Here is a 24,964-nt window from a genome sequence, read left to right as displayed (position 1 = left end):
CATGGCCTGGAGCGACGATATGGCGCGTCGCCAGGTCGGTGGCTTGATCGCTCCCCTTGCCGGCAGGTTTCGGGTATCACCGCAGGAGGTCATCCACTCTTTGTGTGTAGCGTGCCCGGTACTCCGGCACAACGTAGCTACGGAGGAGTTTCGCATCATGGCCACCAAGAAGTCCGTACCGTCAGATGTCTCGCTGGTCACTGACGTAGATCCCCAGGCGCCGCCGCCAATGGTCGAACTGTCGCCCACCGGCGTCGCGACACCGCTCAGCTACGACGTTCCCGAGCCGATGTCCTACAGCGGCCGCAACTACATCACGCTCAGCTTCGGTGACGAGGCCGACCCATTCCTCGATCCGGCCAAGGACCCGAGGACGGTACTGGCGGCCGGCGCGCCGGCGGCACTTGCCCAGGCTTCGGCCGCGACGACCACGGGACCGGCGCGGAGGCCGCTCTCACTGACACATAGCGCGCTGAGGCCGACCGCTCCGATGCTTCCGCCCGGCGGGCGCACGAACCCTCCCGACCCTCCGGAACCGCCAAAGATCGTCGTGCTCATCGACTCACCGGCGCCAGGAAGCACCGTTCACAGCACCGGCCAGAGTGTGGGGCTGCAGCTATCGGGCCATTGGAGGGCGTACGGCTACCTCGGCACCCCGTTGATCAGTGTCAGCGACGGCAACGGCAAGGCGGTGACCGCAACGGTCGGGGCGTCCGGCACGTGGACGGCACCGCTGACCCTCGCCACCGCAGGCAATCACGTCCTCAACGTGATCGGAGTGGTCGAAGGCGGGACCTACCGCGGCCACCGACTGACCGGCCGCGATGCGGCACAGGCCACCGTCACGGTCGTACTCGACGACGGGGGCGGTGGCGGGGGTGACGTCCACACGGTCCCTACCGTCGTCGTCGCCAGCCCGCGCCCGCAATCCGTGGTCACAGCCCCAGACGGCCAGGCATCCGTCGTCGTGTCAGGTACGGCGAGCGTCACTCCCGCGGCCGCCCTCACCATCGTCGTCACCGACTCGGTCTCCGGGGACAAGCAGCAGACATCCGTCGCGGCCGACCAACCCGGATTCAGTCTCACGATGCCACTGTTGGGTCTTGGCAAACACAATCTCACCGTCGACGTGAGCAGCGCCGACGGCGGAAAGGCGTCGTCGACGGTCTCCGTGACGTTGTCGACCCAACCGGCGAGCGTGCGCATCCTCAACAAGTTGATGATCGTCGAAACGCTCAACCTCACGTCCTACCTCGGTGCGTATGGCGCCGGACGACTGTTGAAGACGTTCTCGCTGCTCGCCGGTGAGAAGACGACGATCAGCATGAAGAGCTACCGCAACGACGTCGACACGAGTAAGCAGGCCGCGAGCATCCTCGATTCGACCGCCACCGACGCGCAGTCCGACTTCGAGGACATGGTCAGCCAAGAGCAGACCGACAAGGCTTCCGAGGCGCAGTCCTCGTCGTTCAGTATCGGCGCCAAGGCATCCGCGTCGTGGGGCTTCGGGAGTGCCAGCATCGATGCGAAGTACAACGGTGCTGCGAACTCGGCGCGCGAGGAAGCGGTCAAGAACGTCGCGAACGCGACGCGCAAGCACGCGCTGAAAGCGTCGACCAACCGCAGTGTCACAGTGAACACCGAGACCGCGTCGACGCTCACCACCACGGAAGACGACTCGACGATTCGTGAGATCGCCAACATCAACGTGGCGCGCACGCTCAACTACGTGTTTCGGCAGATGAACCAGGAACACATCGTGATCTATCACCTCACCAACGCGAGGGTCGGTTACTACACCGAGGACATCGTCCTCGATGCCAGCGGCAAGGCCCAGCACGACAGCGACGGCAACATCGTTATTTCGAAGAACTACCAGGAGTGCACGCTGCCGGAGGTCGGCTCACTGCTCAAGCAGACCATGCGGCCTGAGTACGTCGACAAAGTCCACGAAGCGATCGTCCATGCGCTCAGCGGGATCCCGGACTACCAGGACACACTGCAGTCGCTGGTCGAGACGGCCACGCCGACCGACGACTCCGGCGAGTTGGTGACCGGCGCGGCGTACCTGCGGGTTGTCCGCAATCTCCACACGGTGTTCAAGGATCCGTACAGCCCGTTTCAGGTGCAGGTGCCGGGCATCGTGCTGGCGTACGACCACATCGTGCAACGCACTGATGGCGTATTCGTCGAGGCGATCCTCGGCCAGGGCGATGCGCTCGACCCGTACAGCCACGGCCTGCAGGACGCGGCCATCGCTGCCAAGAATGCGCCGATCGCGCAGGCAGCTCTGGCCTCGACCCTCGTGACCGGTCACGACACGCCAGGCGCCGACATCTACCGCAAGGTGTTCTTCGCGCAGAGCGACGAACCGCAGACCACCTCCGCTGCCACGACTTCGGCCGCACCCAGCAGTAGTGCCGTGCATGGGCACGTCGCCACGACGGCGGATGGGCGCAGCAAGAACGGCGTTCCCACGTGAGTACGCCCGCTGTGGCGGAGGCTGCGGCCGGCACCCCTTCAGCCGCCGCGCCGACGGGGGCCCTCGTCGACCTGCCACGCGGAGCGGACGTCACTCCCGTCGATGCCGCCGCAAGCGGCGCCGAGACGTACACCGCCGACGGCGGAACCCCTGGAGGAGACGCTGGGGCGCCCGACCCACCGACTGAGGCGGCACGACACGCCGAGGACCACGCCGTACTCGCCGCAATCGTCGACGACGTCCGTGCCCACGTCGGCGGACCGGCGACGCAGAACCCGATCGCCGGCACCGACGACCGGTTCCGGGCGCAGCTCATCGCTGCCGTCGGCCGCATCTTCGACGCCGTCGGAGCCGTCGTCCTCGATCCGGTGGCGGGCTCACCCTCCTCCCCTGCCCTGACCGCGCGCCGCGCCCTCGGCCTGGGACCGAAGGACGCCATCCCACCAGACGCCGCGACTCAGCTGCTGAGCCGGACGATGAGGACCTCGGACCCCTACGTGGTCGACTCTGTGCTCGATCGGTTCATCTCCTTGTCGGACGACGTGCGCACGTCGCTCTACGCAAGCGATCCCGACGCCAGCGACGCGATCGTCCGCGCCACCCTTGCAGACCTGGAGCAGGGAGACTTCCCGAAGCCTGCTCTGCGCGAGGAGGCCTCCGGGCAGGTCAAAGTGGTATTCGGCGAGCGGTACCGCGAGGCGCTGCGGGCGACGCGCAAACGTTTCCGCAAGGCATTGGGACGTACGGCAGAGCCGGACCCGCAGAAGCGTGCCCAGGACGGGCAGCTGGCCCACCAGATCATCATGGCCGAGTATTGGGAGGCCCACCAGGGCCATGACATCATCTTCGACACCCACATCTGGGATGCGGGGACGGAGTCGCTGCAGTACCTCAGCGACGTCGCGGCAGGTAACGCGCGCATAGCGGCAGTCCGCGACGCCCTGGTCTCGACGGTCACCAACGCTGTCGGTCAACCCGACATTCTCGACCTGTCCGACAGCACGGTCTACGAGATCAAACCGATCACGCAGATCTATGAGGGGGCGGCGCAGCTGGGTGGGAGATATCTGTACTTCCTGAACGCGGTGGTCTTCGGGAGCACCAAACTCTCGGAGCAGCTGATCGCGGCGCTCCTCCCGGGCGGCGGAAGCTCGTGGCCACCGCCGACGAAGTTCCAGCCGTACATGCCCGGGATGTGGCGGCCGTTGCCGATCACCCCGTTGCCGGACGGTCGGCTCATGGCCACGGCCCTTGCCGCTCCCGGCGTCATCGTCTACCAGATCTTCGGCGAGCGGAAGAAGGGTGAGAACTCCCCCAGCGAAGCAGAGCTGAAACTGATCGAGACGTTCGCGCTGGCGGCGCTGGCAGCGATTGCAGCAGGCAATCTCGCGATCGCGCCTGACGCCGACGTACTCGACGGGGAACACGTGATCCAGAGCCCTGTGACACGCGCGCCGGTCTACCTCGACGAACTCCGCCAGCTGATCGGGCTCACCCTGGATGTCGCGGCAGGCGCCTCGGTGGCAGTCCTGCTCGCCCAACTGGTGACGACGATCGAGCTCGGCGAGTTGTTCGCCGGAACTGCGGCCACGCTCGAAGCTCTCTTGGGCCTGCTCCTGCTCGCCTGAAATTCTCGTAGAGTGCCCACGCGAGCGCCACCGGACATCAGCAACGCCGACAAGCACTCCTTTAGCTCCTCCGGGCGGCCAAGCTCCTCGTGGGGGCGGACCGGCCCAGTTACAGTGTCGGTCCATGATGCCGCGACGGGTCCCGCCCCTGGTGTGGACGATTCTCGGTTCCAGCGCGGTGACCACGCTCGGCGTTTTACCCGTGTTCCTCCTCAGCTCGCAGTCCGTCTTCGTACGGGAGGACTTGGGCTTCGGCGAGACAAGGTTCGGCATCGCCGTCAGCGTCTTCTTCGCCTCCGCAGCCGTAACGGCGCTCCTGGGCGGCAAGCTGGCGGACAGACTGGGTCGACGCACGTGCACGCTGATGTCCGGGCTCCTGGGTGCTGCCGGGTGCTTCGGTGTCGCCCTCGCCCCGACCTGGCCGGCACTCCTGGTCGCCCTGATCGTGACGGGCGTTGCGAACGCTGCCTGCCAGGTGACCTCCAACCTCACCATGGCCCGAGCCGTCCCCGTGCATCGACAGGGGCTCGGCTTCGGCGTCAAGCAAGCGGCCATCCCGCTGTCGATCGTCCTCTCCGGTCTGGCGGTGCCGCTGACGAGCGACACCATCGGCTGGGCGGGCACCTTCGTCATCACTGGAACAGGTGGCGTCTGCGTAGCCCTGGCCGCTCTGCGGATCCCGGTCAGCGGACCACGGACGACCCTGCGGGCGCAGCCTGACGATCAGCCGCCTCGCGGGGCTCTCCTGCTCACGATGGGTTCCATCGCACTCGGCAGCGCGGCCGCCAACTCCTTCGGCGCCTTCATCGCCTCATGGGGATTCGAGGTGGGCCTGACGCCGAGCCAGGCCGGCGTACTCATGGCCGTCGGCAGCGGGCTCAACATTCTGGCCCGGTTGCTGTCTGGGCACCTCGCTGACCGGCGCTTCGGACGCAACCTGCCGCTGGTGGCCACCCAGATGGTCATCGGCGGCCTCTGCCTGGCCGCGATGACCCGGGCCACGCCCGCCGCACTCGTCCCCGCGACGCTGGTCGCGTTCGCTGTGGGATGGTCCTGGCCGGGTCTGCTGCTCTTCGCGGTCGTGCGGATCAGCCGTGACGCTCCGGCTGCGGCGTCCGGCATCGTGCAGGCCGGCGCTTTCGTCGGAGGCGCAGCCGGACCCGCGATCTTCGGCGTCGTCGCTGGCGCCGCTGGCTACCGGGTCGCGTGGTCCACCGCCGCCATCGCCTTCCTGCTCGGCTCAGCAATGATCATGGTGGCTCGACGGGCCTTCGTCGCCGACCTGATCCGCCGCCCACCCCATCGCCAGATCGGCTACGGCGGCGGCCGACACCACCCTCGACACCTCACGGACCCACAGGACAGCTGAGATCGGCTGGCCCTGTGAACGATTGAGCGTGCACACGCGCTGACTGACCGGTCGTCACGCCGTAGAACCGCCCCACTCCGGCCGACCCGTCAGTTGCAGCCTTCGGCCGCCGCTGCCTCAGCGAAACTCTTCATCGACGTGAACTCAAGGTCATACCTCCACTCTGCCCGCGGCTGGGGCGTGGCGCCCCAGCCTGGCCGGTGATGGCGCCTGTTGATCCAGACCGACGGGAAGTGGTGCCGTTTCGCCGGGACGTGGTCGTGGAACAGGCTTTGCGCCACGTGAAGCACTCGGTCGCCGGCGATGTCGAGGTCTGCCAGCGTCGTCCGCAGCGCGTTGAAGTGGTTGTCGGCAGGTTTGTAGGCCCCGACGTCCTCGGCAGTGATAATGGCCGCGAAGGAGCCGTAGAGCCGCTGGTTGCTGGCTACAAAGCCGGCGCGGTGCACGTTCGACAGGATGATGAGCTGGTAGTGCTGCTCTAGCCGGGCCAAGGCTTCGGCGGAATCCGGAAACGCTGGCCAGTCCGGAACGGACTGGCCCAAACTGTGCGCCCACCCGTCCGTGACCGCATGCCCGAGCCGGTCGCCGGTGAGGCGGAAGGCCTGGGCGAGCACGTCCGGGTAGAGCATCTCAGGGTGGTCCCGTTCGACGGCGGCCTCGTTGTCTGCGTAGGCCCGGAGCAGCGCCTCGTCGTCGGCGGGAAGCCCGGTCTCGTCGGCCCAGGCGCGCAGGACCGACCCGATGCCTGCCTCCCAGTCGATCAGCGTCCCGTAGCAGTCAAAGCTCAACGCCTGGAAGGAGCGCAGATCGAGCTCCTCGCGTTGTGGGCCATTCATCAGACCGGGTCCGGCACACGCTCATCGAGGCTGCGAACGGTCCGGTCTGGCATGACCAGGCTTCCCGCCACCAGGGCGATCAAGGCGACCGGGAGGGAGATGAGCACCGAGTTCAGGTCGTAGGGCTGGTCGAGCTGTTCCCAGGTGATGGTGACGACCACGCCCAGGACCATCGCCAGGAGGGCGCCGTTCCTGCTGGCCCGCCGCCAGAAGAAGATCGCCAGCACCGGCGGGGCCAGGGCCACGCCGTAGACGGTGTAGGAGTACATCTGCAGTTCGAGCACGGTCGGGAAGTAGCGACCCAGGATGTACGCCACGATGCCGATCCCCAGCACGGCCCACCGGTGGACGCGCAGGCGCTTGGCGTCATTCAGCTCACGGCCCATGAGTCGCTGCACGACGTCATACACGATGTTGCCAGCGCCGGAGAGCAGGAACGAGGAGCCGGTGGTGATGATGAAGGCCAACGCGCCTGCGAGGAGCAGACCGCCCATGATCGTGGGCAGGTAGTCCCGGCCGGCCAGCGACAGGATTGCCGTGTCAGGCGCGATCTTGGGCAGCAGCACGACGGCTGCCGATCCCAGCAGCGCGACCGGGATGGTGACCAGGAAGCTCGAGAAGAAGAATCCGGCCGTCGACTTCTTCGCCTCCGACTCGTCGCGTGAGGCGCCGAGCCGCTGATACATGTTCTGGTCGGCGAGGATCAGCAGGAACAAGGGCAGGAAATATCCCAAGAGCTGCAGCCAGGACAACCCGCCGCTGAAGGTGCGGTGGGTCTCCGGCATGCCGTTCCAGTAGTCCCCCGCGCCACCGATGTCGCCGCCGAGGATCAGGGGCAACGCGATCACCAGGCTGAGGACGATGACGAGCGCAGACGCGAAGTCGCTCCAGGCCACCGACTTCAGCCCACCACCAAAGGCCAGGAACATCACCAAGAGGGCCACCACGATGGCTCCGCTCTGTGGGGACATCGGCGTGATGACGCTGAGAATGTAGCCGCCACCGGTGAACTGATAGGCGGTGATGCCGGTATAGGCAACAGCGTGATGGCCGCCGCGATGACCCGCACCGCCAATCCGTAGCGCTGCTCCAGCAGCTCCGGGACGGTGTAGGTCGAGTGTCGACGGACCCGCTTGGCGACCACGTACAACACCACGATGCCGACGGGGGTCCCGGCCAGGAAGAAGATGGAGGCCAAGGGCCCGTACTTGTACGCGAAGCTCGCGCCGCCGATGATCGTGCCCGAGCCCACCCAGGTGGCCAGCAGTGTCCCGATCATCACCGGCCGGGGCAGGTCGCGGCCGGCGAACACGTAGTCGTCGCCGGTGGACATGACCTTCGAACGGCTGAACCACAGGCCGATGCCGACCATGAACAACAGGTACAGCACAAGGATGGTGACGTGCACGGGCTCCACTGGGGACCTCCGACGGTCAGGGGGTGGCCCAGCGGGCCGGGTCACCCGCTATGAAACCGCCTCAGGCCACAGATTGCAATAGATGTTGCAACCCGTCTCACGCATTGGGGTCGGGAAACAGCCCGTAGGTGCGCCACAGCTCCTCGACACGGTCGCTCGCCGCTGCCGCTCGGTCGGCGTCGAGGTCGACCATGTAGGCGATCAGCGCCTGCACCAGGGTCGTGGCCGCGACCAGGGACGGGAACATGCCGACTCCCTCACTGGGCATCATCACCACCTTGTCGGCCAGGTCCTGGTGTGCTCGGTCACTGATCATGATGATGGTCGCGCCCCCGGCCTTCGCAGCCCGCACCGCGTTGAAGATCTCCTCGGGAGTCCGCCACACGTGGAACACCACCACGGCATCGCCCTCACCGAGCAACGACACCGCATTGAGCAGAGCGGTGCCGCCGGTGCGGTGCAGCCGCACGTCGTGCCCGATGGTCGACGCCAGGTGCGCCAACTGAAGCCCGGGCGCGGCAAAGCTTCCCGACCCCAGCACCAGCGTGACCTTCGCGGCAAAGATGGCCGTCGCGGCCTCCGCCACCTTGGCCTCGTCCAGGAGCGGAGTCAGGTCGTGGAGGTTCTGCAGGTCTCGACGCAGCGTCGCGTTCGCAAGGCCGTCGCCGCTGGGACTGTGCTCCGTGAGTACCTCCGCCGCGGTCAGCCCAGCCAGGTAGCGAGATCTGACCTCGGAGCGCAGGGCCGGCCACCCGCTGAAGCCCAGCAGCTGTGCTGCGCGGACCACCGTGGCGACGTTCACCTGCGCCAGCGCCGCAGCGGCAGACGTGGAGGCGTAGGAGAGTTGGCGTGGGTGGGTGCCGACCATGACAAGCACCTTGGACACGCCCCGGCCAGCGGGGCGGCCACCGAGTCGTGACTGCACCCAAGGGGCCATGGTCGAGGGTTCGTGGTTCATGACACCATCCTGCAACATCTATTGCTGTACGGCTCGATTCCTGCAACCATGCCCACGACGACGCCGTGTTGAAAGAAAGACTATGACGCCCCAGCTGTTGGTCCTGAGGTCCGGTTCGGTCTGCGATGTGGCGGCCGGGCAGTCCGCTCCTCGGGACGTGCTCATCCAGGAGGGGCGCATCGTGGAGGTCGCCGAACGGGTCAGCGCCCCCGCGACGGCCACCGAGGTGGACGCAAGCGGACTCCATGTCGTGCCGGGCCTGATCGACGCCCACGTCCACGTGACGGCCGGCAGCGCCGACCTGGGGTCACAAGCCGAGGAGTCGGCGAACTACGTCGCCGCGCAGACGAGCACCATCCTGGCCGGAATGCTGCGCCGCGGCTTCACCACCGTTCGTGACGTCGGCGGCGCCGACTACGGCCTGGCCGCTGCCGTGGACGAGGGCCTATGGGCCGGGCCGAAGGTCCACTTCGGCGGAAAGGCGCTCTCCCCCACGGGCGGGCACGGCGACCTACGCGGCCCCGGCCGACAGGTCGCCGACAACCACGCCTGCTGCCCCAACATCGCCACAGTCTGCGACGGGCTCGACGAGGTGCGCCGGGCGGCGCGAAACCAACTGCGCACCGGCGCCCACCACATCAAGCTGATGCTGTCCGGCGGGGTCGCCTCCCCCACCGACCGGGTGGACTCGATGCAGTTCTCCACCAGCGAGATCGAAGCGGCGGTCGAGGAAGCGGCCAACGCCAACCGGTACGTCACCGGTCACGCCTACACGGCCCGCGCCGTGAACCGCGGCCTGCGACTGGGTGTGCGCTGCATCGAACACGGCAACCTGATCGACGACGAGAGCGTCGCGCTCTTCGTCCAGCACGACGCCTACCTCGTGCCGACGTTGGTCACCTACGAGTACCTGCACTCCGAGGGCGCCGAAGCCGGCCTCCCACCGGCGAGCCAAGCCAAGGTCGCCGATGTGCTCGAGGCCGGGCTGCACGCGCTCGACCGCGCCGCCCGAGGCGGCGTCAACATCGCCTTCGGCACGGACCTGCTCGGCAGGATGCACCGCCACCAGAGTGACGAGTTCCGCATCCGCGGCCAGGTGCAGTCGGCCGCCGACGTACTGCGCTCGGCGACGATCACCGGCGCGGCGCTTCTGGGCCGAGAGGGAGAACTTGGCGTCATCGCCGAGGGCGCAATCGCCGACGTCTTGCTGACCGACGGCAACCCGCTGCAGGACACCGAAGTCCTCGCCCAACCAGACAAACACCTGCGCATGGTGATCCAGGACGGCCGAGTCGTCCACGAACAGGGCTGAGCATGGCGCTGGTGCTGGCCGGTGGTCTCGTCTGGGACGGAGTCACCGACGAGCTTCGCCCAGCGGACGTGGTCTGCCACGACGGGCTCATCGAATCCGTGGCACCCCACGGCGCGGTACGCGCCACCGGCGAGGACGTGACCCTCGATCTCGCCGGGGCGACCATCATGCCCGGCCTGATCGACGCGTACGTCCACCTCGTCTGGGACGGCAGCACCGACCCCGTCGCCCAGGTCGATCACGACGGCGAACAACTGACCGTCGTCCGCGCCGCCGGCCACGCACGAGCACAGCTGCAGGCAGGCATCACCACCGTGCGCGATCTGGGCAGCAACTGGGACATCGCGATCACCCTCGCGCGAGCGGTCGACCGTGGCGCGCTGGACGGGCCCACCATCATCGCGTCGGGGCGCACCGTGATCATGACGGGCGGCCACGACCCCTTCTGGGGCATCCCCTGCGACGGCACCGACGCCGTGATCCACGGCGTCCGCACCCAGGTCGCCGCCGGCGCCGGCGTGATCAAGACCGCCGCAACCGGCGGCGCCTACGGTCAATCCGCCGGCGAGGAAGTCGGGGCCAGCGAGCTGACGTATGACGAGCTGGCCGCCCTGGCCCATGAAGCCCACCGCCGCGGCCGCAAGGTCGCAGCGCACGCACTGGGCACCGACGGCATCCGCAACGCGGTCAACGCCGGCATCGACACGCTCGAGCACGGCGTCTTCCTGACCGAGGACATCGTCGAGTCCATGGCGAGGCAAGGCACCACGCTGTGCCCCACCGCCGCGGTCTACCAGATCATGGCCGACGGCAACGCACCCGCATACGCCGTCGCCAAGGCCAAAGACGTGGTCGCCGCACACGAGCACAGTGTCCGGATGGCCATCGACGCTGGGCTGCCGATCATCGCCGGCACCGACGCCGGCGCCCCCGGCATGGCCCACCCCAGCCTCGCCTCGGAGATCCAGGCCCTGATCGGCTACGGCCTCAACCCCCTCGCGGCACTGAAGGCAGCTACCTCCACCGCCGCGGACGCACTCGACCTCCCATCGGGACGCGTCCAAGTGGGCGCGCCAGCGGATCTGATTCTCCTCGACGGAAACCCGCTCGAGACCCCAGCCGTCGTCCAAAGCCCCTGGGGCGTCGTGCGACACCAACATCTCGTCAGACACGGCTAGGGCGGTAGCAGTTCCTCGAGCGGTTCTCCGCCCATGATGCGATGTCGCAGTTCGGGTTGAGCGGCACCTGACTCCTCACGCCCGGCCACGACGTCGGCGGCAGCCGGAGCAGACAGGCACCGGGCTCCGTTGTCATCGCCGTCCACGATGACACCGATCCCACCCGGGCGAGGAGCGCCGCACCCGTCACGGCGCCCTACGGCGAACCCGCTGGAACATCTCTTCGGTTCCCAGCCCGGGCATGCTGAGAAGCGTCACATTGTTCGTGGCAGTTTGGCAGGCAGATTGCTACGAACGGACGACTCACGCACCACCAGTTCCGCTGGCAGGACGGTCGAACGAGCTGGCATGCGGGGCTCTTGGATCGCTCGGCGCAGCAGGCCGACGGCTGCGCGGCCCAACAGGTCCAGTGGTTGGCGCACTGTGGTCAGCTGGGGCCGGCTGGCCGTCGCCAACACGGTGTCGTCGAATCCGGTCACGGCAACCTCATCGGGCACCCTGATTCCACGCTGGCGTAGACACTGCACAGCTCCGACGGCGATGAGATCGTCGGCACAGACCAGGGCGTCGGGCAACTGTTCGTCCTGCCCGGATCCCGCCTCCAGCAACCGACGGGTGGCCTCGTACCCCCACTCGATCGAGAACTCGCCGACGAGGACCCGTCGTTCGACGCCGGGATCTGACGAGCGCAGGTGTGCGACGAACGCCTCCAACCTCTGCCGCGCCGTCGAGATCTCGAGGCCCGCCGTGATGTAGGCGTACCTCCGGTACCCCTGCTCTCGAAGGTGGCGCAGGATCCGGTTCACGCTGTCGACCTGGTCAACCCCCACTAAGTACCCGCTGCCGCCCACCGTCTGGCGGTCGATCTGGACCAGTGGCAGACGATCAGCCGTGAAGGCAACCGCCTGCCGGCTCGCGATCCGATCGCAGACGCTGATGATCATCCCGTCGATCTGGTGGTCGACCAGGCGCCGCAGAGCGTCGGCCTCCTGTGCCACGTCGTTGCCCGAGTCGCAAAGGAGGAGGGTAAGGCCGACGCTGCGGGCCTCCGTCTCGACCGCCTTGATCACGGCGGGGAAGAACGGGTTCGCGATGTCGGGTACCACCATGCCGATCGTCTCGGTCGTCTGTCTGCGCAGCCCCCTCGCCAGTCGGTTGGTGCTGTACCCAAGGCGTTCCGCGGCCGTCCGCACCCTTGCGGCGAGCTCGTCACCGGCGCCACCTCGGGCATCGGTCGGGCCTGCGCCAGGGCGCTCGCCGCGGACGGAGCACGCGTCGTGCTTGGCGGCCGACGCCAGGAGCGCCTTGACGAACTTGTGGCGGACCTGGGGGACGAGCGATGCATAGGCGTCCGGATGGACGTCAGACGACCCGCCGATGCGCGACGGCTCGTGTCAACAGCTCACAAGAAGTGGAACAGGGTCGACGCGCTCGTTCTCAGCGCGGGCATCGGAGCTTACGGCAGCATCCTGGACCACACTGACGACCTGGTCGCGACCATGATCGACACCAACATCACAGGCACGATCTGGCCTTTACGTGCGGCGCTACCGCAACTCTTGGCCAATCCCAGCGGCGGCGGCGACATCGTGATCATCGCCTCGGTAGCAGGACTCCGCGGCGGCGCGAACGAGGCCGTTTACGCCGCAACCAAGTTCGCCCAGATCGGCCTCGCCGGCGCGGTGGACCGGGAACTAGCCCCTCAAGGAGTGCGAGTAACGAGCATCTGCCCGGCCGCCACCCGAACCGAGTTCGCACTCGGGCTCGGACGCACAGCCGATACCCCGGGCCAAGAGGACTGGCTGACACCTGAAGACGTAGCAGCCGCGGTCATCACCACGCTGCGCCAACCACGACACATGCGAACCCAGCTCTGGAGCATGTGGAGCATGGCCGAAACGGGCTGACCGTGCTTCTGCGACGCATCTCCAACTCGTCACCGGATGACTGGTCCGGTGGCATGCCATCAAGAAGGTGTCAAGCATGACGTTACGACGAAGGGTCCCAATCTGGCTGGCCGCCGCTTGCGGCACAAGCTTGATCCTCAGCGCGTGCGGAGGTAGCTCCCCCTCCAGCTCGGCGACCAACGGCACCACCGGCGGAGGTACCGGGGGGAAGCAACTGGTCTACTTCATTTTCAACGGCTACACACCGCCCTACTTTGCGCCCATGGCCAAAGGAGTACAGGACGCCAGCAAGCACTTTCCCGGCCTCAACATCAAGATCCTCGGCGCGAACGGATCGGCATCGACCGAGATCAACCAGATCAAACAGGCACAGGCGGCCGGTGCCAAGGCGATCATCCTCAACGCGATCGACGGCTCGGTCACCGGTGCCGCCAAGCAGGCCTCCAGCTCGGTCCCGATCATCACGATCGACCGCGACGTCACGGACCCCAGCGCGCGCATCGCCTTCATCGGCGACAATGACAAGAAACTCGGCAAGCAGCTGGCCACGAGCTGCATCCAAGGCCTGACCTCCTCCGGGCTGAAGAAGCCCTGGCACGTCATCGATCTGCAGGGTACGCAGGGCGCGAGCACCTCAGTCGACCGTGAGGCAGGGATCCAGACCGTACTGAAGCCTCTGGAAAAGAAGGGCGACCTCTCCGTGCTCCTCAACCAGTCGGCCGACTTCGCCACAGACAAGGCGCAAACCCTGATTTCCGAGTCGCTGGCGAAGTCCACGAACGTTCAGGCTGTCATCGCGAGCAACGACGCCATGGCCCTCGGGGCGATCAACGCGCTCAAGTCCCACAACATCACCGCTGGCAAGCAGGTGATCGTGTGCGGCGCAGACGCCCAGCCGGAAAGCCTCGCCGCGATCAAGTCCGGAACCCAATTCAGCACTGTGACTCACGCGCCATACGTGGAAGCCTTCTGGGCCGTAGAGGCGATCGACGCCTATCTCACGAAACAGACCAAGCCGGACGCCAATCGCTACCCCAACGGTGTGGTGCTGTTGCCCCAGGTGGTCGTGACCAAGAAGAACGTGGCGAAGGTAGGCGCCTGGGGCACCCCGCAGACCGTGTCTGCCCTGCCCTATGGCGGGTTCAAGTCCTACCCGGCCGGATGAGCGAACGCACCAACAGCGAAAGCACTCAATGGACGCCACCGACCTCTCACCTCAGCACCCTGCCGCCGGGGTACCCGTGTTGTCTGTGCAAGGTCTCGTCAAGCGCTTCGGGGCGGTGACCGCCCTGGATGACGTCAGCCTCGAAATCCACGAGGGCGATGTACTGGGAGTGGTTGGCGACAACGGGGCCGGCAAGTCAACCTTCCTGTCCCTGCTCAGTGGCTACCTCCAGCCCGACGAAGGCAGCTTTCGCTACCGCGGCAAGCCGGTGCGGATGAGCTCCCCTGCACAGACCCGTCAAGCGCTGGGTATCGAGATGGTCTACCAAGACCTCGCCATGGCCCCGGACCTCACGGTCTGGCAGAACTTGTTCCTCGGCGCGGAACTCGGCCGCTACGGGATGCTCCGTCGGCCGCTCATGAGGCGGCGTGCGCGCGACGTACTCGCGCGCATGAAGACCAAGATCGAACCAGATTGGCCCGTCAGCGAGCTGTCCGGAGGTGAGCGGCAACTGGTCGCCGTGGCCCGAGGTCTCCTCTTCGACCGGGACATCATCTTGCTGGACGAACCCACGGCGAACGTCTCTGCCGCCAAGTCTGACGACGTCCTGGACACGATCCTCGACCTACATGCCCGCGGCAAGACAGTCGTTCTCATCAGCCACCGCCTTGAGGACGTCCTCGCTGTGTGTACCCGCATCGCGATATTCGTGAACGGACGGCTCGAACACGTCCTGGACAACACGGACATAAAGGTTGCCGACCTGGTTCACCTCATGTTCGGCGGCAGTCCGGCCACAAGTACCGGATGAGACCACGTATGCCGTTCCCCCACCTCCCTCGCGTCTCCGGACCACGCGGGCCTCTCCGAGCCGCAACGAATCCCAGGGACGCCCGTCTACGCCATGCCTCCCGGCTGATCCTGGGTCGCGAAGGCAGCATCCGCAGGCCGGTTGGATTCCTGATCATCGCCGCTGTCATCGCCACCATCATCACTCCAAGTTTCATCCGCCCGGCCAACCTCAACGCGTTGCTCGTCGGCTCAAGCTTCCTCGCTGTCGTGGCGGTCGGCGAGGCGTTCGTAGTGATGGTGGGATCGATCGACCTGGGGGTCGAGAGTCTGCTGGCGTCCTTCGGGATGGCCGTGGCCTGGCTAACCGTCTTCCACGCAGTACCCACCGGACTCGCGATTCTCATCACCCTGTTTGGCTCCATCGTGGTCGGCCTGATCGTCGGGGCACTGGTTGCGAAGGTCCACATTCCCTCGTTCGTCGTCACCCTGGGCACGTACTGGGGCTTCCGCGGGATCGCCTTGCTTACCAACGGCGGCGCCTACATCAGCCCTGCCAGCCGCAACACGGCGCAGACCTCGTTCGGCTTCGCCGGCGTCGCAGGCTCGACAGGCGGGATCTCCAACCTCATCATCATCGCGGTCGGGATTGTCATCGTCGGGCAGTGCATCCTGTCCTTCACCAGACTCGGCTTGTGGCTCAAGAGCATCGGCTCGAACGAACTAGCGGCGCGACGGGTCGGCTTGAGGGCGGACTGGCTCAAGATGAGCGTGTTCGCCATCTCGGCGCTCTTGGCGGCATGCGCCGGGATCATGATCACGGCGTGGCAGGGGTCGATCTACCCCAACACCGGCGAGGGCTACTCGCTCGAGGCGATCGCTGCGGTGATTCTCGGGGGAATACCCTTCACAGGCGGACGGGGATCGATCGTTGGCGCTGCGATCGGGGCGCTCATCCTCGGCATCATCAACGACCTCATCGTGCTTCTCGGACTGCCCGCGCTCTACGAGTACATCTTTGTCGCGATCGTCCTCATCGTCGCCGGTCTACAAGCACGATCCGACGCGCTGGTCAAGTAGTCCCGTTGCAAGAGTGAGCCCGATCAGCGCCTCAGCGGGAACGTCGTCGAGCGGTGTGCTCGAAGTTGCGCCCTACACGAACTCCGGACCTGCAGGGTGACGGCCACCCGTGGTGACTCGGGTGATGCGCGCCACGGCGTCGGCGATGTGCTTCTCTGCGTGAAGAACGACGGCGCCCTGCGCTGGCGCCAGGCGCCTTACCTGCGACTCGTCCGGCTGACCGGAGGTTCTGTCGGTAGCCGCATATATCGTCAGGATGACGAGAGAGAGGTGGTTCGGATGAGACTGACGCCGACACAGATTGACAGGGCCAGCGGTGTGCTGCTCGGCCAAGCCTGCGGGGACGCGCTGGGGGTGCCGTACGAGTTCGCGCCTGCCCTGGCCGCCGACCAGGTGCCCCGGATGACCGGTGGCGGGCTGGGCGGGTACGCCCCGGGTGAGTGGTCCGACGACACCCAGATGGCGGTGTGCATCGCCGAGGTGACGGCGACCGGGTCGTTGCCCAACAGCGATGCTGGCATGAGCCGCATCGCTGACCAGTTCCTGCGCTGGCTGGACTCGGCTCCCGCGGACATCGGGGCCCAGACCTCCACCGTGCTGCGAGCCACGCGCCAGCAGGCGGGTGGCGGGGACTACGTCGCGATGCTCGACGCCTCACGAGCCCTGCACCAGCGAACCGGCCACACCGCTGGCAACGGCGCGCTGATGCGCACCGGCATCATCGGCGTGGCCCGACTGGAGAGCCGCGACCTGACCGCCACCGCGGCCCGAGCCGTCGCCGAACTCACCCACTGGGACCCGCTCGCCGGGGACTCCTGCGTGCTCTGGACCGAGGCGGTGCGGCTCGCCGTGACCGACGGGGTGCTGGACCTGCGCTCCGGCCTGGACCTCGTGCCCGGACCGCGGCGCACCAGCTGGGCCCGGTGGATCGACCAGGCCGAGGAACGCGAGCCGGCCCACTTCACCCGCAACGGGTTCACCGTGACAGCTTTGCAGGCCGCGTGGTCGGCCATCGTGCACACCGACCACCGCGACGGCGACCCCGCCCACCTGGTCCGGGCCTTGCACGCGGCCATCCGCATCGGCCACGACACCGACACGGTCGCCGCGATCACCGGCGCACTGCTCGGCGCGCGCTACGGCGTCTCCGCGATCCCCTTGGGTCTGCGGCGCACCGTGCACGGATGGCCGCACCTGGGCGCCCGCGACCTGGTGCAGCTGGCCTACCGGACCGCCCTGCAGGGACACGTCACGTCTGGACCAGGCCGCCCGACAGATCACCACACCGCGCTGCGCGTGCCGCAGATCGACGACCTCTTGTGAAAGCAGGCACACGCATGACCACCGACATCCAATCCGCCGCCCTTCTCGCCAAGCGGATCGACACCGCCCGCGGCATGATGCTCGGCCCGGCCCTCGGAGACTCCTGGACACGCCCCCACTCCCCCGGCCAGCTCCGGCCCGCTGGCGCGGCCACCCAACTGACCTGCGCCACCGTCCACGGGCTGATCCGCTCCCTCGAACACGCCGGCCGCAACCTACCGCTCGAATTCGAGCACACCACCTTCACCGCGCTGCAGCGGTGGGCCACCGCCCAGCAGATCCCCAGCACCCGCCCCAGCCGCGCCCCGGAGCCCTGGCAGGCCACCACGCCCGGCTACACGCAACGGCGGGGCAGCGCCCCGGCCACCGAGCGCGCGCACGAAGTGCCCCACACCACCGACGGCAGGCGAGTCCTAAGCTTCTCACTGCCCGAGGCCCCCGTCGGAGGCAGCTTGGCGGACTTCACATGTCGCTGCTCGGGCCGTAGTCCCGGCCAGCTGCGTAGCCTGCCTGAACTTGAGCGGGTGAGCACGAAGATGCCGGGTCAGCGCTCGCGCCAGCCCCGGAACGCGGCCAACAGATGGGTTCGCGCCTGCCAGGACAGGTCGTCCTCGGCGACCTGGCCCGCAGCTTGGATGACCTGGCGGAACTGGTCGACGTACGTCCGACATCCTGAGCAGAGGGCCAGGTGCTCCTCGAAGCGGCGGGCGGTGAGCTCGTCGAGCTCGCCCTCGAGGTAGTCGGTCACCAGCTCGACGAGCTGCGCACAAGTGATTGCAGTCATGTTCGCTCCGTTCGCGCGGCGTGGCGCCTGCTGAAGTAGCCCTCGACCTGCTGGCGGACGAACGCGCAGGCACGGTGCAGCAGCACGCGCTGATTCCCTGGTGACAACCCCAGAATCTCGCACACCTCCTGCGGTTTGCAGCCGTCGACGTCCCGTAGGGCGATCACGACCCGTTGGCGCTCGGGAAGTTGCATGATCGCCTCTCGGATCACCCGTTCGGCTTCCCCGGACAGGGCCGCGTCCTCCGGTGACGTCCAGGGCGCGGGAAACTGCCGCCAGCCGCCGGGAAACGGCTCCTGGGGTCCCTGGAAGCGCGCCGAGTCCACGGTGGGGCCGGCGTCGAGATCAGCGGTCAGCGCGGAGAACGGCACCGTCCGCCGATCCTTGACCCCTTGGGTTCGGGCGACGTTGAGCAGGATCTGGAACACCCAGGTACGCAGCCGGGCCCGGCCCTCGAAACGGTGCAACCCGCCCAGCACCGCCATCCAGGTCTCCTGCAAGACGTCCTCGGCGGCCGACCCGGAGGACACGTGCAATCGCGCGAGCCGCAGCATGGCCGGCGACCAGGCATCAACGATCTCTGCGAACCGACGCTCGTCACCGGCCAGCAGTGCGGCAACGAGCTCGTCGTCGCTGCGTGTTCGGGGATCATCGGCACCAGCCTGCTCACCCACTCGCCCACTCTATGCCTCAGCAGATCCGGTCTAGTCGTCCGCGAACAGTGCCGACGACTCCCGCCTACGGGACTGCCGCGCGGGCGGGCAGTGATCTCGGTGTAACGCCCGGAGGCCGAACCGAGACTGACCAGTCAGCGTGGCTCACCGGAACCCGCGGCACACCATCCACACCGCACGGAAAGCAATGATCATGAACAAGCCAACCCGCAGCATCGTCGCCTCAGCATCCCTGGTCGGGGCGCTGAGCCTCGTATTCCCGGCGGGCGTCGCATCGGCAGCATCCCCGCAGGCGCAGGTGTCCTCCACACGGCATACGGTCATGATCCAGACCAACTCCCTGACCGGCAACCGGATCGCGGTCTACGACCAGGCGCCCGACGGCACCCTGACCCGCGCCGGCAGCTACTCCACCGGTGGCCTCGGCGGCCAAGCCTCTAACTCCGTGGCCGACTACCTCGCCTCACAGGGATCGCTGGTCTACAACGCCCGCCAGCACACCCTGCTCGCGGTGAACGCTGGCAGCAACACCCTCTCCGTGTTCAAGGTCCGCGGAGACCGGCTCACCCGCCGTCAGGTTCTGCCCTCCGGAGGCAGGTTCCCGGTCAGCATCGCGGTGAACGGCGACCTCGTCTACGCGCTCAACGGGGGCGGCGCCGGAACCGTCGCCGGCTTCCGCCTGAACCACGGCCGCCTGCGCCACATCCACGGCTCGGTCCGCCACCTCGAGCTTGCGAACACGACCCCGCCGAACTTCCTCACCTCGCCCGGACAGATCGGATTCACCCCAGACGGACGGAACCTGCTCGTCACCACCAAGGCGGCAACGAACAGCATCGAAGCCTTCCGAGTCACCCCACGCGGTCTGCTCTCGGAACATCTCGCGAGCACCGCAGCGTCGACACCGGTGCCGTTCGCCTTCACGTTCACTCCCAACGGGCACCTCGTCGTCGCCCAAGCCGGCAACAGCACGCTCGGCACCTACGCGGTGCACCCCGACACCCGCCTCACCCCGATCGGCTCCCTCAGCGACGGTCAGCAAGGGCTGTGCTGGGTCACCCGCATCCAGAACCACTACTACGTCGCCAACGCCGGCAGCAACACCATCAGCGCGTACACCGTCTCGCCCCGTGGCATCCCGGCACTACTCGGCAGCACCGGTGTCGTCGCAACCACCGACGCCGGGCCCATCGACATGGCTGCCTCTCCCGACGGACAAACCCTCTACGCCCAGGCCGGCGCCGCCGGACGCATCGACACCTACCGCGTCAACCGCGACGGCACCCTGACCCGCATCGGCAGCATCTCAGGGCTCCCCACCGGCATCGAGGGGATCGCCGTCCACTGAGCGTGGCCCGACAACGGGCCGCCACCGGCGCCGGCGGCCAGGCCCGACCGTACTTGTGCTGGAGGAGAGGGACCGGACTACGACGTGTCCGGGCCGAGGTGGCGACGACAAGGCCGTACCGTCGGTTGTCAGGTCCGGTCGACACCAGTCGCGTTCCCCCGTCCACCCGGTCCGCGCGGGGAAAGGACGCCTTCGATGAAGTCGCCGGTGAGCTCCTCAAAATGGCGGAGGGTTTCATCGGGTAGGTCACGCAGCGGTCCCTCGCCGGTGAGCACCGCCAGCCCATGGACGGTGGACCAGATGGGGTATTCGACGCCGGCGCGCCGCCGCCGGTTGAGCACCCGGGCGTCGGCCAGTTCGTCCAGCACCGCGCGAAGTTGATCGAACGGCATGGGAACTCGGCCGGTGCCGCGGTCGGGGCCCTCGTAGTCATGCTGAGGAGGGAGCGCGAACGCGGTCGCGAACAGTCCCGGCTCGGCGCGGGCGAACGCCAGGTATGCCCGGCCGACCGCGCGCAACCGGTGACGTGCTGCGACTGGGTCGCCATACCTACCGCGCACGCGGCCGACGGCAGCGGCCATGCGTGCGGCGAGTTCTCGCATGGCCGCCGTGCAGACCGCGGCGAGCAGCTCCTCGCGATCGGCGAAGTGCCGGTATGCGGCGTTGCGCACCACCCCCACCCGCCGGGCCACTTCCCGCAGGACGACGGCGTCCGGGCCTCCAGCTCGCGCCAGTTCGAGTCCTGCGCTGACCAAGCCGTCCCGGACGGCACCTCGAGGATGCCGCCGGGCTGTGGTTCTCCCACCGGTTGATTCGCTGTTCATGTCGACAAACTAGTGGACAGCGTCCACACAACCGAAGCCGGAGGAGACTCTGATGGACAGGACCAAGATCCCAGTTGAGACACGACCGGGACATGCGCCGGTGACGGCGGCTGAGTGGTTCGCCGGCGGGCGGCGGGTCTGGTACGACCCGGCACCTGCGCGCGTCCCGACCGGGAAGCAGCGCGCTGCGGCTCCCGACGCGCTCAGGGTTTTCGAGCGCATCACCGCTGCGGCGCCGGGAACGGACCAGGACGCCGTGTGGCTGACGATGCTCCCCGGGTTCCCGGACGGGTCCTACGGCTGGGCGCAAGTGGATCGCCTGCTCGGCGGTGATCTCGCCCCGCGGTTGTATGTGGAGCCAGTGGGGAAGGGTGACTCGGACAAGCCCCGGGACTACCGGTACTCCACTTACGAGCGGGCAGACCTGGTCCAGGCACTGTGGCGACACCATGGCGTGCGCCGGACCGTCGTGGTCACCTTCGACTACACCTCGTTGGCGCTGTTGGAGCTGCTGCGCCGCCAGGCGGAACGGACCTCTTCCGGCGGCACCGCCGGGACGGTGATCGTGGCCGCGTTCATGATCAATGGTGGCCTGTTCGCCGACGCGCACAGCCACCCGTGGCAGGGCACGCCGCTACTGGCCAGCCCGCTTGGGGCGCTGGGGATGCGGCGGTGGCAGAGCTCGCCACGCGCCTTCGCCGCTTCCATGCTGCGGGCCCGGATGTACTCGCGCGGTTACCGGCCCGGTCCGGAGGAGCTCAGCGAGCTGTGGTCGGCGATCACCCGACGGGAGGGAGCTGCCTTCGCCCACAACGCCGCCGGCTTCGTCGCCGAGCACCACCGCCACGCCGACCGGTGGGACCTGTCCGCGATCATCCGCGACCTCGATGACACGGTCGCCCTCTATGTCGGCGGCAGCGACGAGGACCCCTATGAACACCGGCAGATCCCTGCCACCCGGCAGCGCGTACCCCAAGCGCAGGTACTCACCTTCCCCGGCGGCCACCTGACCACCAGCGAGCAGCCGCACCTGCTCGCCGCGGCAATCCGAGGCATCGCTGCCCGCCACGGAGTCGGGACCGCCGGCACCGGCCCAGCCCTTACCCAGACCCTGCCCAGATCGGGAGCCACGCCATGACCTACACAGAGACCGGCCTCATCACCACGATCGAACAACGCACGGGAACCCAGATGGCCGCCCTCACCCAGTCGCAGCTCGACGGGATCGACCAGTTCCACGCCGGCGGAGCCGCCGCCGTGGACCGGATATTGCCAGGCCTCAAACTCGCCCCCGGCATGACCGCGCTCGACGTCGGCTCCGGACTTGGTGGCCCGGCCCGGCAAATCGCCCGCTCGACCGGCTGCGCGGTCGTCGGCGTGGACACCGCACGGTCCTACGTCGACGCCGCAACGGCCATGACGCAGGCTGCCGGCCTGGCCGGACAGGTCAGCTTCTCCTGCGCTGATATCACCGAGGTCGAGCGAGGCGACTTCGACGCCGCCTACACCATGCACGTCCAGATGAACATCGCCGACAAGACGGGGTTCTTCCACCACATCGGGGGTCGGCTCCGGCCAGGGGCAAGGCTGGCGACCTTCGAGGTCTGTCAGAGCGGTCGAGACAAGCCCGAGGTCCCTCTGCCATGGTCGCTGGATGGCGACGACAGCTTCCTCACGACACCCGCTGACCTGCGCCCGACCATCGAAGGCAGCGGGTTCGAGACGATCGAATGGGTGGACGAGACCGCCTGGGCCCTGGAGTGGTTCCACGAGCTCGCGGTGCCCTCGAGCGCTGACGGCGCAGCCATGTTGCCCACACTGCTGACTAACGGTCCAAGGCGCATGGCGAACTTCACCAGAGCCCTGGCCGACGGCACCCTCACCGTGCACCGCGGTGCATTCACATTCGTGGGCCCGAGGGATCATGGCCGTCAAGATGCTTAGCGAGCGGGTCTTCCTGTGCTGGCGTGTTGGGGGCCGTCCGGCTTCCTCCGACTACTTCTCCCTGACGGCGTGCAAGAGGGTGACACCGAGCCATGGGCCGCCGTACCAGTACCCGGGTCCGAGCGATGGCCGGGTTCCGTTACCGGGGCATGACCCCGACCGGCCTACGGGTGATCCCACCCCCGGGCGTGACGCTCGCGTTGATGTTCGGCCCCGTTTTCATCACCGTAGGTGGTGCCACGGGCCGCCAGCTGCACGGAAGCTTCGTTGCCGGGCTCGGGTTCGAACCGATGCAGGTGCATCAGGCAGAGAGTTTCGCGTGTTTGCAGGTGCGCCTGTCGCCAGTGACCGCGGGAGCGGTTCTGGGTGCCAGTCAGCCGAACTGGGCGGGGCCGTGATCGCCCTGGACGAGCTGCGGGGAAGCGAGGCATCACGAATCGCCCGGCAACTCGAGGATGCCCGCTCCTGGCAGGAACGTTTCGCGTTGACCGATGAACTCCTGGCCCGCCGACTCGAGCTGAGGCCCCCGGTGGACGCGGAGGTCTCCCATGCCGGGGACCGGGTCGTCGGCAGTCGCGGCCGACCGTGGCTTCACCGACCAGTCCCACCTGCACCGAGATGTTCAGGCGCTCACCGGGCTCACGCCGGCGACCGTGGCCGACGAACCGTTTCTGACCGTCGATTGCGTCGCGTGGCCCGACGCTTGGCAGCACACCACCGGCTCCCGAGAGGTGTGACCCGCGGTCTCGAGGCCCGACGGGACGGTTGCTCCGCAGTAGTGTCGCCGCCGCGATGCAACGCTCACTGTGGCAGGCTGAACTCGCCAGCCCTTACTCGTACACGAATGGGAGCGCCCATGTCACGCATTGCCGTCACGTCGGAGCGTGGCGTGGCCGTCGGTCCCTACTCGCAAGCCATCGACACGGGCCAGTTGGTCTTCCTGTCCGGGCAGACGCCGTTGGACCCACACACGGGCACGTTGGTGGAGGGTGGCCCCGGTCAGCAGACCGGCAGATGCTTGAACAACCTCGTCGCCGTGCTCTCTGCTGCCGGCCTGACGACCGACGACGTCGTGAAGTGCAACGTCTATCTGACCGACATGGACGACTTCGCCGAGATGAACCGCGTGTACGCGTCGTACTTCGCGCAGCCGCCCCCCGCACGTACCACGATCGCCGTGGCTGGCCTGCCTCTCGGCGCACATGTCGAGATCGAGATGGTCGCCGTACGCCCGTGATGGCGAGGCGGAAGCCCAAGCTACGGCCGTAGGCTCAGTCGCGGGAGCCTGGGCCGCCCCTGTAGTCGTAGTCATCGTCGTCCTGGCCGGGTACGGGCAGGGTTTGTTCCCAAGCATCCGCCTGGTCTACCTCGTCGGTCTCATCGCGGCGATCCTCGGTGTGGTCGGTGGTCTCGGGGACGGCCGGGGTGGCCTGCTCGGCGGCGTCGGCCTCGGGCACGGCGGCGGTGGGGTCAACGGGCTCGTCGTTGCCGCCCGGGGTGGTCGTCGGTGTCATGACCGGTTTTCTCCCTTCGTGGTGGCGGCATCATCCGTACTGTGCGTGGTGTCGTGGCCGTGGTTGCCGGTGGGCTCGCGGTTCTTCAGCCGGTGGTGCAGCCGGCCGTTCTCGTCTTGCAGGTCCAACACCATGGCGATGCCGGCCAGGTTGAGCCCGTCGCCGAGCAGGGCACCGATGCGGCGCAGCCGGTCCAGGTCGTCGGCGCTGTAGCGGCGGGTGCCCCCAGCGGTCCGGTCGGGTTCGAGCAGCCCGCGGGACTCGTACATGCGCAGTCGCTGGGCGTCCATGCCGGCCAGCTCGGCAGCCACCGAGATCCCGTACACGCCCTTGTCCGGGTCGACCGGGCTCACTGGGATTCCTGCATGGCCGTCTCGGCCGCGGCCAGCAGCGGCGCGGCGGCGCGCTCGGCGGCCTTGTCCGGCCCCGGCC

General features: G+C 67.8%; 26 protein-coding genes. 16 read left to right on the top strand and 10 right to left on the bottom strand.

The features are described 5' to 3' along the window. Positions 1–157 precede the first annotated feature (157 nt). From FRW57_RS00455 to FRW57_RS00445, 3 genes are all read left to right on the top strand, one after another. Positions 158–2,482: a hypothetical protein gene (locus FRW57_RS00455; protein WP_137121200.1), complete on the top strand. Its 2,325-nt coding sequence runs from the start codon at positions 158–160 to the stop codon at positions 2,480–2,482. Further along, entirely contained in the window at positions 2,479–4,110 is a 1,632-nt protein-coding gene (locus tag FRW57_RS00450; RefSeq protein WP_137121201.1) for a hypothetical protein, read from the top strand. Before FRW57_RS00455 ends, FRW57_RS00450 begins: the two co-directional genes overlap by 4 nt. A 124-nt stretch (positions 4,111–4,234) precedes the next feature. Further along, a complete protein-coding gene (locus tag FRW57_RS00445; protein ID WP_152185001.1) occupies positions 4,235–5,479 on the top strand; it encodes an MFS transporter in 1,245 nt (414 codons plus the stop codon). Positions 5,480–5,568: 89 nt separating this feature from the next. Here the strand turns inward: FRW57_RS00445 and FRW57_RS00440 are convergent, their stop codons facing one another. The 4 genes from FRW57_RS00440 to FRW57_RS00430 all read right to left on the bottom strand — a co-directional run bounded on the left by FRW57_RS00440 (position 5,569) and on the right by FRW57_RS00430 (position 8,690). Next, a complete protein-coding gene (locus FRW57_RS00440) occupies positions 5,569–6,315 on the bottom strand; it encodes an HAD-IA family hydrolase (RefSeq protein WP_137121203.1) in 747 nt (248 codons plus the stop codon). Continuing rightward, positions 6,315–7,286 carry a sodium:solute symporter family protein gene (locus FRW57_RS00435; RefSeq protein WP_203230160.1) on the bottom strand — a complete coding sequence of 324 codons (972 nt, stop codon included), beginning with the start codon at positions 7,284–7,286 and terminating at the stop codon, positions 6,315–6,317. Before FRW57_RS00435 ends, FRW57_RS00440 begins: the two co-directional genes overlap by 1 nt. Continuing rightward, entirely contained in the window at positions 7,244–7,723 is a 480-nt protein-coding gene (locus tag FRW57_RS24705; protein ID WP_203230159.1) for a sodium:solute symporter family transporter, read from the bottom strand. Before FRW57_RS24705 ends, FRW57_RS00435 begins: the two co-directional genes overlap by 43 nt. A 106-nt stretch (positions 7,724–7,829) precedes the next feature. Beyond that, on the bottom strand, positions 7,830–8,690 hold the full coding sequence (locus FRW57_RS00430; RefSeq protein WP_162308167.1) for a MurR/RpiR family transcriptional regulator: 861 nt from the start codon (positions 8,688–8,690) through the stop codon (positions 7,830–7,832). An 82-nt stretch (positions 8,691–8,772) separates the two neighbouring features. Here FRW57_RS00430 and FRW57_RS00425 point away from each other — a divergent pair, with 82 nt between their 5' ends. Together FRW57_RS00425 and FRW57_RS00420 are read left to right on the top strand one after the other, a co-directional pair. Continuing rightward, positions 8,773–10,002 (top strand): metal-dependent hydrolase family protein, encoded by a 1,230-nt coding sequence (locus FRW57_RS00425; protein WP_137121205.1) that lies wholly within the window; start codon positions 8,773–8,775, stop codon positions 10,000–10,002. Positions 10,003–10,004: 2 nt separating this feature from the next. Beyond that, positions 10,005–11,180: a metal-dependent hydrolase family protein gene (locus tag FRW57_RS00420; RefSeq protein WP_137121206.1), complete on the top strand. Its 1,176-nt coding sequence runs from the start codon at positions 10,005–10,007 to the stop codon at positions 11,178–11,180. Positions 11,181–11,434: 254 nt separating this feature from the next. Here the strand turns inward: FRW57_RS00420 and FRW57_RS00415 are convergent, their stop codons facing one another. Next, positions 11,435–12,289, bottom strand: coding sequence for a substrate-binding domain-containing protein (locus FRW57_RS00415; RefSeq protein ID WP_152185000.1), 855 nt, complete (start codon positions 12,287–12,289; stop codon positions 11,435–11,437). On the opposite strand from FRW57_RS00415, the gene FRW57_RS00410 reads away from it, so the two are divergent. The 5 genes from FRW57_RS00410 (at position 12,170) to FRW57_RS00390 (ending at position 17,444) form a co-directional block, all read left to right on the top strand. Then, a complete protein-coding gene (locus FRW57_RS00410; RefSeq protein ID WP_238999225.1) occupies positions 12,170–13,087 on the top strand; it encodes an SDR family oxidoreductase in 918 nt (305 codons plus the stop codon). The genes FRW57_RS00415 and FRW57_RS00410 overlap by 120 nt on opposite strands. A 76-nt stretch (positions 13,088–13,163) precedes the next feature. Next, a complete protein-coding gene (locus tag FRW57_RS00405) occupies positions 13,164–14,252 on the top strand; it encodes a substrate-binding domain-containing protein (RefSeq protein ID WP_137121208.1) in 1,089 nt (362 codons plus the stop codon). Positions 14,253–14,280: 28 nt separating this feature from the next. After that, positions 14,281–15,063 (top strand): ATP-binding cassette domain-containing protein, encoded by a 783-nt coding sequence (locus FRW57_RS00400; RefSeq protein WP_137121209.1) that lies wholly within the window; start codon positions 14,281–14,283, stop codon positions 15,061–15,063. After that, positions 15,060–16,121 (top strand): ABC transporter permease, encoded by a 1,062-nt coding sequence (locus tag FRW57_RS00395; RefSeq protein ID WP_338055327.1) that lies wholly within the window; start codon positions 15,060–15,062, stop codon positions 16,119–16,121. The genes FRW57_RS00400 and FRW57_RS00395 overlap by 4 nt, the downstream gene beginning before the upstream one ends. 279 nt (positions 16,122–16,400) lie before the next feature. Beyond that, positions 16,401–17,444 (top strand): ADP-ribosylglycohydrolase family protein, encoded by a 1,044-nt coding sequence (locus tag FRW57_RS00390; RefSeq protein ID WP_137121211.1) that lies wholly within the window; start codon positions 16,401–16,403, stop codon positions 17,442–17,444. A gap of 544 nt (positions 17,445–17,988) precedes the next feature. Here FRW57_RS00390 and FRW57_RS00385 read toward each other — a convergent pair. Next, entirely contained in the window at positions 17,989–18,228 is a 240-nt protein-coding gene (locus FRW57_RS00385; protein ID WP_137121212.1) for a zf-HC2 domain-containing protein, read from the bottom strand. Further along, the gene (locus FRW57_RS00380; RefSeq protein WP_238999220.1) at positions 18,225–18,902 is read right to left on the bottom strand and encodes an RNA polymerase sigma factor; all 678 of its coding nucleotides are present in this window, start codon (positions 18,900–18,902) and stop codon (positions 18,225–18,227) included. Before FRW57_RS00380 ends, FRW57_RS00385 begins: the two co-directional genes overlap by 4 nt. A gap of 193 nt (positions 18,903–19,095) precedes the next feature. Between FRW57_RS00380 and FRW57_RS00375 the strand changes: the two genes are divergently transcribed. Further along, positions 19,096–20,250: a lactonase family protein gene (locus FRW57_RS00375; protein WP_162308168.1), complete on the top strand. Its 1,155-nt coding sequence runs from the start codon at positions 19,096–19,098 to the stop codon at positions 20,248–20,250. Between the two features lie 128 nt (positions 20,251–20,378). On the opposite strand, the gene FRW57_RS00370 is transcribed toward FRW57_RS00375, so the two are convergent. Then, positions 20,379–21,074, bottom strand: coding sequence for a TetR/AcrR family transcriptional regulator (locus tag FRW57_RS00370; protein ID WP_152184999.1), 696 nt, complete (start codon positions 21,072–21,074; stop codon positions 20,379–20,381). Positions 21,075–21,126: 52 nt separating this feature from the next. On the opposite strand from FRW57_RS00370, the gene FRW57_RS00365 reads away from it, so the two are divergent. The 5 genes from FRW57_RS00365 to FRW57_RS00350 all read left to right on the top strand — a co-directional run bounded on the left by FRW57_RS00365 (position 21,127) and on the right by FRW57_RS00350 (position 24,255). Then, the gene (locus FRW57_RS00365; RefSeq protein ID WP_137121215.1) at positions 21,127–22,212 is read left to right on the top strand and encodes an alpha/beta fold hydrolase; all 1,086 of its coding nucleotides are present in this window, start codon (positions 21,127–21,129) and stop codon (positions 22,210–22,212) included. Beyond that, positions 22,209–23,018, top strand: a complete 810-nt coding sequence (locus FRW57_RS00360) for an SAM-dependent methyltransferase (RefSeq protein WP_152184998.1) — start codon at positions 22,209–22,211, stop codon at positions 23,016–23,018. Before FRW57_RS00365 ends, FRW57_RS00360 begins: the two co-directional genes overlap by 4 nt. A 188-nt stretch (positions 23,019–23,206) precedes the next feature. Then, entirely contained in the window at positions 23,207–23,416 is a 210-nt protein-coding gene (locus tag FRW57_RS23885) for a hypothetical protein (protein ID WP_203230157.1), read from the top strand. A gap of 150 nt (positions 23,417–23,566) precedes the next feature. Beyond that, positions 23,567–23,755 carry a hypothetical protein gene (locus tag FRW57_RS23880; protein WP_202911486.1) on the top strand — a complete coding sequence of 63 codons (189 nt, stop codon included), beginning with the start codon at positions 23,567–23,569 and terminating at the stop codon, positions 23,753–23,755. A gap of 107 nt (positions 23,756–23,862) precedes the next feature. Next, entirely contained in the window at positions 23,863–24,255 is a 393-nt protein-coding gene (locus FRW57_RS00350) for a Rid family detoxifying hydrolase (protein ID WP_338055326.1), read from the top strand. A 34-nt stretch (positions 24,256–24,289) separates the two neighbouring features. On the opposite strand, the gene FRW57_RS00345 is transcribed toward FRW57_RS00350, so the two are convergent. After that, on the bottom strand, positions 24,290–24,532 hold the full coding sequence (locus tag FRW57_RS00345; protein ID WP_137121218.1) for a hypothetical protein: 243 nt from the start codon (positions 24,530–24,532) through the stop codon (positions 24,290–24,292). Further along, on the bottom strand, positions 24,529–24,964 hold a 436-nt coding region (locus FRW57_RS00340; RefSeq protein ID WP_420853229.1), incomplete at its 5' end, for a MerR family transcriptional regulator. The genes FRW57_RS00340 and FRW57_RS00345, both read right to left, overlap by 4 nt.

The organism is Segeticoccus rhizosphaerae, assembly GCF_009192725.1.
GTDB lineage: Bacteria > Actinomycetota > Actinomycetes > Actinomycetales > Dermatophilaceae > Segeticoccus > Segeticoccus rhizosphaerae.
The sequence above is the reverse complement of the archived record's forward strand: the minus strand, read 5'-3'. Positions and strand labels throughout refer to the sequence as shown.

Coding starts and splice junctions, on each gene's coding strand:
- FRW57_RS00375 (WP_162308168.1), top strand. CDS start 19,096: ATGAACAAGCCAACCCGCAGCATCGTCGCCTCAGCATCCCTGGTCGGG.
- FRW57_RS00445 (WP_152185001.1), top strand. CDS start 4,235: ATGATGCCGCGACGGGTCCCGCCCCTGGTGTGGACGATTCTCGGTTCC.
- FRW57_RS00430 (WP_162308167.1), bottom strand. CDS start 8,690: ATGAACCACGAACCCTCGACCATGGCCCCTTGGGTGCAGTCACGACTC.
- FRW57_RS00345 (WP_137121218.1), bottom strand. CDS start 24,532: ATGACACCGACGACCACCCCGGGCGGCAACGACGAGCCCGTTGACCCC.
- FRW57_RS00435 (WP_203230160.1), bottom strand. CDS start 7,286: ATGTCCCCACAGAGCGGAGCCATCGTGGTGGCCCTCTTGGTGATGTTC.
- FRW57_RS00425 (WP_137121205.1), top strand. CDS start 8,773: ATGACGCCCCAGCTGTTGGTCCTGAGGTCCGGTTCGGTCTGCGATGTG.
- FRW57_RS23880 (WP_202911486.1), top strand. CDS start 23,567: ATGCCGGGGACCGGGTCGTCGGCAGTCGCGGCCGACCGTGGCTTCACC.
- FRW57_RS00385 (WP_137121212.1), bottom strand. CDS start 18,228: ATGACTGCAATCACTTGTGCGCAGCTCGTCGAGCTGGTGACCGACTAC.
- FRW57_RS00350 (WP_338055326.1), top strand. CDS start 23,863: ATGGGAGCGCCCATGTCACGCATTGCCGTCACGTCGGAGCGTGGCGTG.
- FRW57_RS00415 (WP_152185000.1), bottom strand. CDS start 12,289: ATGGTGGTACCCGACATCGCGAACCCGTTCTTCCCCGCCGTGATCAAG.
- FRW57_RS00440 (WP_137121203.1), bottom strand. CDS start 6,315: ATGAATGGCCCACAACGCGAGGAGCTCGATCTGCGCTCCTTCCAGGCG.
- FRW57_RS00455 (WP_137121200.1), top strand. CDS start 158: ATGGCCACCAAGAAGTCCGTACCGTCAGATGTCTCGCTGGTCACTGAC.
- FRW57_RS00400 (WP_137121209.1), top strand. CDS start 14,281: ATGGACGCCACCGACCTCTCACCTCAGCACCCTGCCGCCGGGGTACCC.
- FRW57_RS00360 (WP_152184998.1), top strand. CDS start 22,209: ATGACCTACACAGAGACCGGCCTCATCACCACGATCGAACAACGCACG.
- FRW57_RS00390 (WP_137121211.1), top strand. CDS start 16,401: ATGAGACTGACGCCGACACAGATTGACAGGGCCAGCGGTGTGCTGCTC.
- FRW57_RS00405 (WP_137121208.1), top strand. CDS start 13,164: ATGACGTTACGACGAAGGGTCCCAATCTGGCTGGCCGCCGCTTGCGGC.
- FRW57_RS00395 (WP_338055327.1), top strand. CDS start 15,060: ATGAGACCACGTATGCCGTTCCCCCACCTCCCTCGCGTCTCCGGACCA.
- FRW57_RS00365 (WP_137121215.1), top strand. CDS start 21,127: ATGGACAGGACCAAGATCCCAGTTGAGACACGACCGGGACATGCGCCG.
- FRW57_RS00420 (WP_137121206.1), top strand. CDS start 10,005: ATGGCGCTGGTGCTGGCCGGTGGTCTCGTCTGGGACGGAGTCACCGAC.
- FRW57_RS00370 (WP_152184999.1), bottom strand. CDS start 21,074: ATGAACAGCGAATCAACCGGTGGGAGAACCACAGCCCGGCGGCATCCT.